8 protein-coding genes are annotated in these 6,231 nt (G+C 68.5%); 3 read left to right on the top strand and 5 right to left on the bottom strand.

Going from position 1 to position 6,231, the window contains the following annotated elements; genetic code table 11:
- Positions 1 to 926, bottom strand: a 926-nt coding sequence (locus R1101_RS0114200) for a cryptochrome/photolyase family protein (RefSeq protein WP_016934075.1), incomplete at its 3' end; no start/stop codon positions are given.
- Positions 927 to 954: 28 nt separating this feature from the next.
- On the opposite strand from R1101_RS0114200, the gene R1101_RS0114195 reads away from it, so the two are divergent.
- A complete protein-coding gene (locus R1101_RS0114195; protein WP_026003271.1) occupies positions 955 to 1,176 on the top strand; it encodes an RNA-binding S4 domain-containing protein in 222 nt (73 codons plus the stop codon).
- 24 nt (positions 1,177 to 1,200) lie between these two features.
- Here the strand turns inward: R1101_RS0114195 and rraA are convergent, their stop codons facing one another.
- From rraA to R1101_RS0114180, 3 genes are read right to left on the bottom strand one after another with little or no spacing between them, the layout of a single operon-like run.
- A complete protein-coding gene (rraA, locus tag R1101_RS0114190; RefSeq protein WP_016934073.1) occupies positions 1,201 to 1,689 on the bottom strand; it encodes a ribonuclease E activity regulator RraA in 489 nt (162 codons plus the stop codon).
- Between the two features lie 47 nt (positions 1,690 to 1,736).
- Positions 1,737 to 2,120 (bottom strand): DUF5313 family protein, encoded by a 384-nt coding sequence (locus R1101_RS0114185; RefSeq protein WP_026003270.1) that lies wholly within the window; start codon positions 2,118 to 2,120, stop codon positions 1,737 to 1,739.
- 18 nt (positions 2,121 to 2,138) lie between these two features.
- Positions 2,139 to 3,983 carry an AMP-dependent synthetase/ligase gene (locus tag R1101_RS0114180; RefSeq protein ID WP_016934071.1) on the bottom strand — a complete coding sequence of 615 codons (1,845 nt, stop codon included), beginning with the start codon at positions 3,981 to 3,983 and terminating at the stop codon, positions 2,139 to 2,141.
- 68 nt (positions 3,984 to 4,051) lie between these two features.
- Between R1101_RS0114180 and R1101_RS0114175 the strand changes: the two genes are divergently transcribed.
- Together R1101_RS0114175 and R1101_RS0114170 are read left to right on the top strand one after the other, a co-directional pair.
- The gene (locus R1101_RS0114175; protein WP_026003269.1) at positions 4,052 to 4,435 is read left to right on the top strand and encodes an ArsR/SmtB family transcription factor; all 384 of its coding nucleotides are present in this window, start codon (positions 4,052 to 4,054) and stop codon (positions 4,433 to 4,435) included.
- A complete protein-coding gene (locus R1101_RS0114170; RefSeq protein ID WP_016934069.1) occupies positions 4,432 to 5,058 on the top strand; it encodes an SRPBCC family protein in 627 nt (208 codons plus the stop codon). Before R1101_RS0114175 ends, R1101_RS0114170 begins: the two co-directional genes overlap by 4 nt.
- 16 nt (positions 5,059 to 5,074) lie before the next feature.
- Here the strand turns inward: R1101_RS0114170 and R1101_RS26830 are convergent.
- Positions 5,075 to 6,231 (bottom strand): adenylate/guanylate cyclase domain-containing protein (locus tag R1101_RS26830; protein ID WP_037223455.1); only part of this gene is annotated, 1,157 nt, incomplete at its 5' end.

Below are 6,231 nucleotides of genomic sequence, written 5' to 3'. Positions count from 1 at the left end.
GGGAATCCCGTGCGGCCCTCGCACCACGCGGTGAACAGGGCGTCGGCGTCGGGCCCGGAATCGTAGGTGATGGCGTCGAAGTCGCCGTTGTAGTTGGTGCGCGCGGTCTCGGGGCGGTGGAACAGGACGTCGGCGTAGAAGTCGCGCCACGCCAGTTCGCTGCGGAAGGTGGCGGCACCCTCGTCCGAGCGGTTCCGCAGGTCGTGCAACAGGGTCCGCGGATGGATGCAGCCGAACTTCAGATAGGGGGAGAGTCCGCTGGTGCCGTCGAAGGCCGGCCGGTCGCGGTCGGTGGCATACCGCTCGAGACCGTCGTCGAGGAATTCCTGCCACCGCTCCACCGCAGCTGCTTCACCGGCGGGCGGCGTGGGCTCGTCACCCTCGTCCGGAATCGGGACACGTGCGGAGCAGCCGGTCGGGTCCACCCAGTCGGCGGTGTCCGGGCCGGTCGCTGCGGGCGTGTGCCGGCCGTGGTCGTTCCAGGCGCGCCGGAAGGCCGAGAACACCTTGTAGGCAGTGCCGTCGGGTTTCTTCACGCGGCCCGGGGTGACGGCGTAGGGGGAGCCGGTGGCCACCAACGGAACGTCGCCGAGAGCATCGGCCACCGCGCGGTCGCGTCGCGTGCCGTACGGGCCGTGGTCGGAACTGATGTGGACTGCGGTCGCGTCGAACTCGGCGACCACCGACGGCACGACCGTCGCGGGGTCCCCCCGGACGACGAGCAGGCGCCCGCCGAGATCCCGGTCGAGTGCTCGCAGGCAACCTGTGAGGAAGTCGCGACGACGCGCCCCGGAGGGCCGGAGCAGTGCGTCGTCGAGGACGAACAGAGCGAGGACCTCGTCGGCGGCCTCGGTGGCGGTGAGCAGAGTGGGCAGATCGTTCAGCCGGAGATCACGACGGAACCAGATGATGCTGGGGCGGGCCATGGATCCAGTGTCGGGGACAATGGGTGCCATGTCCGACGCATTCGATGTACCGATCCGTGACGAGTCGATCCGGCTCGGTCAGTTCCTCAAGCTCGCGAGCCTCATCGATTCGGGTGCAGAAGCCAAGGAAGTGATCGCCGACGGCCTCGTGTCGGTCAACGGTGAGGTGGAGGAGCGTCGCGGCCGTCAGCTGAAGGTGGGCGACGTGGTGGAGATCGCCGGTGCGAGCGCGCGGGTCGCGCACGAATGATGCGGTGACCCGCGCGCCCGGTGATCAGTTCTCGGCGCGGACGACGACGCCGTCGGAGTCGCTGTAGACGATCTCGCCGGGGTTGAACGTCACGCCGCCGATCTCGACGGGCACGTTCTTCTCGCCCGAACCGGTCTGGGTGCTCTTGCGCGGGTTGGTGCCGAGGGCCTTGATGCCGATGTCGAGCGTGCGCAGGATCGCGGAGTCGCGGACCGCGCCGTTGACGATGACTCCGGCCCAGCCGTTGTCGACACCGCGACCGGCGATGATGTCGCCGACGAGCGCGGTGTGGATGCTGCCGCCACCGTCGACGACGAGCACGCCGCCGTTGCCCGGCTCGGAGAGGGTCTGCTTGACGAGCAGGTTGTCCTGGAAACAGCGGATGGTGGTGATGGGGCCGACGAACTCGGTGCGGCCGCCGAACTGGATGAACTGCGTGTCGCAGCTGCGGATGTCCGGGCCGATCTCGTCGGCGAGGTCGGCGGTGGCTGTGAAGGCAGTGGCGTCACTCATGGTGTGAGGATAGGCGGACGCGGTGCCCCGTACGGTGGGAGGCCCGGTCAGGACGCGCGACCGAAACGGCGCTCGTAGTCCTCTCGTTCGCGGTCGGCGCGTGCGCGTGCCTTCGCGCTGAGCAGCTCCGGATCGAGACCGTGCTGCTGGAGCCGGTGCCGTTGCCAGATGGGCATCAACGCCACCGAGAAGTACGTCCACGGCAGCAGCAGCAGCAGCATCATCGAGATCGGGATCCACACCGGTCCCGGGATCAGGAGGAACAGCAGGAGCAGGGGGATCGCCGGAAGATTCCATCGCAGCAGGTACCGGCGCGATCCGCCGGGGCCCAGGATGTCGTCGCGTACCCACTCCCGCATCTCGGGCGGTAGCGTGCGACCGAACATGTAGCCGATCCGCCGCGGGAAATTCGGTCGTGCACTACTCATCATGAGATCCAGGATAGGCCGTCACCTCTCGTAGAGGCCTGTCAGCCTGTCCGCGAAGTTGTCGACGACGACCTTCCTGCGCAGCTTCATACTCGGCGTCAGATCGCCCGACTCGACCGACAGTTCACGTTCGATGATCGTGAACTTCTTGATCTGCTCCCACCGGTTGAGCTGCAGGTTCAGCTCGTCGATGTACTCGGAGATCAGTCCGTGGGTCTTCTCGTGCCGCGCGATCTGCTCGAACGAGCCGCCCGCACCGTTCTTGTTCGCCCACTCGCCGACGGACTCCGGATCCAGGGCCACGAGCGCCACGCAGTAGGGCTTGCCCTCGCCGTAGACGACGATCTCCGAGGCGTAGGGGCACAGGCCCTTGAACGTCGCTGCCAGCGACGACGGCGCGACGTACTTGCCCTGCGACGTCTTGAACATGTCCTTCTTGCGGTCGGTGATGCGCAGGTAGCCCTCGTCGTCGAGGCTGCCGATGTCGCCGGTGCGGAACCACCCGTCGTCGGAGAGCGACTCCGCGGTCGCGTCGGGCCGGTTGTGGTAGCCGGTCATCACACCGGGGCCGCGAACGAGCACCTCACCGTCTTCCGCGATGCGGACCTCGGTGCCCGGGACGGGCCAGCCCACCGTGCCGATCCGGTTGGCGTAGGGACGGTTGACGAACGTCGCCGCCGAGGTCTCGGTGAGACCGTAACCCTCGAGGACGGGGATGCCGACGGCGTCGAACCATTCGCCGACGTCCGGGTTGAGTGCCGCCGAACCGGAGATGAAGAACCGCAGCCTGCCGCCGAAACGTTCGCGAACGGTGGAAAAGACCAGCTTGTCGGCAAGGCCGTGCTGCAGATTGTCGAGCAGGCCGGGTAACCTGCCGTCCTGTCGTGCCTTCGACACCTTCCGGCCCACACCCACGGCCCAGTCGAAGATCTTCTTCTTGGCGCCGCCTTCCTCCTCCATCATCCCCTCGACGCGTGCGTGCGCCTTCTCGAAGATGCGTGGGGCCGCGCCCATGAAGGTCGGGCGAACGACCGCAAGATTCTCGACGATCTTGTCGACACGGCCGTCCACGGCGGTGGGGAAGCCGATCTGCAGGGGGAGGGTGAGCAGCACCTTTCCGAAGACGTGCGACAACGGCAGCCACAGATACTGCAGGTCGTCGGAGGTGAGCATGTGCAGCGCGTCGATGGCGGCGGCCTCGTAGGTCCACGCCGAGTGCGGCAGGCGCACGCCCTTGGGTTTGCCGGTGGTGCCCGAGGTATAGATGAGGGTGGCCAGGTGCTCGGCCCGGATGCTGTGGATCCGGTCGAGCACGGTTCCGGCGTCCTCGGCGAGCAGGCCACGGCCCAGCTCGGCGAGTTCGTCGAAGCCGATCACCCAGTCGCCGTCGCCGGGACCGTCGAGAACGACGACCTTCATGACCTCGGGGAGATCCCCACGGTGACCGACGAGTTTCTCCACCTGCGCTGCGTCCTCGGCGATGACGATCCGGCTGCCGGAATCGGCGACGATGAACGCGACATCCGCGGCGTGGGTGGTGGGGTAGACGGTGGTCGTCGCCGCGCCCGCGCACATGACGGCGAGATCGGAGAGCACCCATTCGTACCGGGTGGACGAGGCGAGGGCCACGCGGTCCTCGGATTCGATGCCCAGGGAGATCAGGCCGGCCGCGAGCAGCCGCACCCGGTCTCCGGTCTGTTCCCAGGTGACCGACGTCCATCCGTCGGCCCCGTCGGGGAAGCGGAAGGCCTCCTCGTCGGGGGTGGCGGACACTCGGTCGAGCAGCAGACGGGCGACCGAGGGAGCGCGGTTGTCGATGACCGCTCGGTCGACCTTTTCCTCGGAGACGCGCGTCGTTGTCGGCATGCCTCGAAGTTTAGGGAGCAAAACCGTGCTTCTGGTCAATATAAGTAGAAACTTATATAGTGGGGTTCGTGCACGGGTTCGAGGTCCTCGCAGATCCGGTCCGACGCCGCATTCTCGAACTGCTCGCGGGCGGTGCGCAGACGGCGGGTGAGATCGTCGCGGTGATCGGCCGGGAGTTCTCGATCTCACAGCCGGCAGTCTCGCAACATCTCAAGACCCTGCGCGACCAGCGGTTCGCGGTCGTCCACAAGGACGGCACCCGGCGCTACTACGAACTCGATCCCGCAGTCCTCGTGGAACTCGAGGACTGGCTCGCGGGCCTGCATCCGCCGGTCCTCGCGGCGCTCGATGCCCTGGAGACCGAGATCGCGCGCGGCAAGCGCGAGCGGCGGAGCCGGGATGTGGCCCCGCCCACGATCCGCCGACCCGACGAGAGAAGGAGATCCTCATGAAGAACGTGATCACGAGCAACGAGACGAATCGCCGCACGGTCGGGCGCCGCACCGTCGAGGGGCGCGAGGCCGAGGTCGTCACGGTCTCGCGCAGCTACCGCACGAGCGCCGAGGACCTGTGGGAGGCGTGCACCGATCCGCAGCGCATCCCCCGCTGGTTCCTGCCCGTCGAGGGCGACCTCCAGGTCGGTGGCCGGTACCGGCTCGAAGGCAACGCCGCCGGCGAGATCCTCACCTGCGATCCGCCGCGGATGTTCACGGCCACCTGGGAATTCGCGGGACAGGTCAGCTGGATCGAGGTGTCGATCCTCCCCGAACCGGGAGGCCGCGCGCGCCTGGAACTCTCACACATCGCCCGCCCCGACGAGCATTGGGAGCAGTACGGTCCGGGTGCGGTCGGTATCGGCTGGGATCTGGCATTTCTCGGACTCGGTCTGCACCTCGAATCGGGAGAATCGGTGAATCCGAAGGAGTTCGAAGCCTGGTCGATGTCGGAGGAGGGACTGCAGTTCGTCCGAGACAGCAGCGCGGCCTGGTGCGAGGCCGACATCGCCGCCGGCGAGGACCCCGAACAGGCACGCGCTGCCGCCGGCCGGACGAGCGCGTTCTACACCGGCGGCTGACGAGCCGGCCGGCCCTTCAGTTCTCCTCCGAGCGACGCCGCTGCCGGGCGTTGGCAAGCGCGGCAGCGGAACGCAACACCTGCGGGGTGCGTCGCGCCGCCCGCAGGACGGCACGGTCGAAGGGGTTGAGCGAGACGCGTCTGCGGGGCGCCTGCAGGGTCGGCTGCCCGCCGACGAGGGCGAAGAGACGGACCTTGCCCGGCACGCCGGCGAGCCGATGCGACCCCCGGTCGGCGAACCACAGGCCCGATCCGCCGGCCAGCTCGCGCGCGTGGCGCGAGACGAGCACTTCCCCCGGGCGGGCGGCGGCGCCGATCCGCGCGCCCACGTGCACGGTCATGCCTGTGACGTCCGTGCCGGTCGGCTCGACGATGCCGGCGTGTACCCCGGCACGGACCTCGAATCCGAGACGGTGCGCCTCCTCGACGATCCGTGCCGCGCACTGCACGGCGGCCACGGGCCCGTCGAACAGGCTGAAGGTGCCGTCCCCGACGGTGCTCACCAGCCGCCCGCCCGCTTCGGTCACCGCGAACCGGACGTCGCGTTCGTGACGTGCGAGCAGGGCCCGGTAGGAGGTGTCGCCGATGCGTGCGAGGAGCTTGGTCGACCCGACGATGTCGGTGAACAGGGTTGCCGCGAAAACGCGCGCGTCGACGGGTGGGACGGACCCGCGGACGAGTTCCTCGACCATGGTCTGGACCTGTGACCATGCTTCGCCGAGCGCGGCGCCGCGCGGGGACGGCCGGGTGATCACCAGCTCTCCGTGCGGCACCAGGCCGGCCAGATATCTCGCCGGGGCCACCGGAATCGAACCCCCGGACACCAGCACCACCTTCGTGGGGCACTGCACCGACCCGAGGGCGTGCGAATAGTCGATCCGCAGACTCGCCTCGAGGTGCGCGCTCATCGTGCTCGGCGACGCCGAGCACCGCTCGAGCATGGCCATCAACCGGCGGTTGTAGGGACTGTCGACGTGCGCGTCGGTCAACGGCACCGTCAGTCCCTCACCCCAATGCCGGACGGCGTCGCGCCACGACTCGACGAAATCGGTGATCCCGGGCTCCGTCCATCCGTGCGGCGGCCGACCGTAGTCGAGCAGGGGTTCGCAGTACGGCGCGACGAGCATCAACGCGTGGACACGGTCGGGTAGCGGTCGCCGCGACGAGTACCTGC

The sequence above is a fragment of the Rhodococcus sp. R1101 genome (genome assembly GCF_000278445.1).
Classification (GTDB): Bacteria; Actinomycetota; Actinomycetes; order Mycobacteriales; family Mycobacteriaceae; genus Rhodococcus; species Rhodococcus gordoniae.
The sequence above is the reverse complement of the archived record's forward strand: the minus strand, read 5'-3'. Positions and strand labels throughout refer to the sequence as shown.

Coding starts and splice junctions, on each gene's coding strand:
- R1101_RS0114185 (WP_026003270.1), bottom strand. CDS start 2,120: ATGATGAGTAGTGCACGACCGAATTTCCCGCGGCGGATCGGCTACATG.
- R1101_RS0114170 (WP_016934069.1), top strand. CDS start 4,432: ATGAAGAACGTGATCACGAGCAACGAGACGAATCGCCGCACGGTCGGG.
- R1101_RS0114195 (WP_026003271.1), top strand. CDS start 955: ATGTCCGACGCATTCGATGTACCGATCCGTGACGAGTCGATCCGGCTC.
- R1101_RS0114180 (WP_016934071.1), bottom strand. CDS start 3,983: ATGCCGACAACGACGCGCGTCTCCGAGGAAAAGGTCGACCGAGCGGTC.
- rraA (WP_016934073.1), bottom strand. CDS start 1,689: ATGAGTGACGCCACTGCCTTCACAGCCACCGCCGACCTCGCCGACGAG.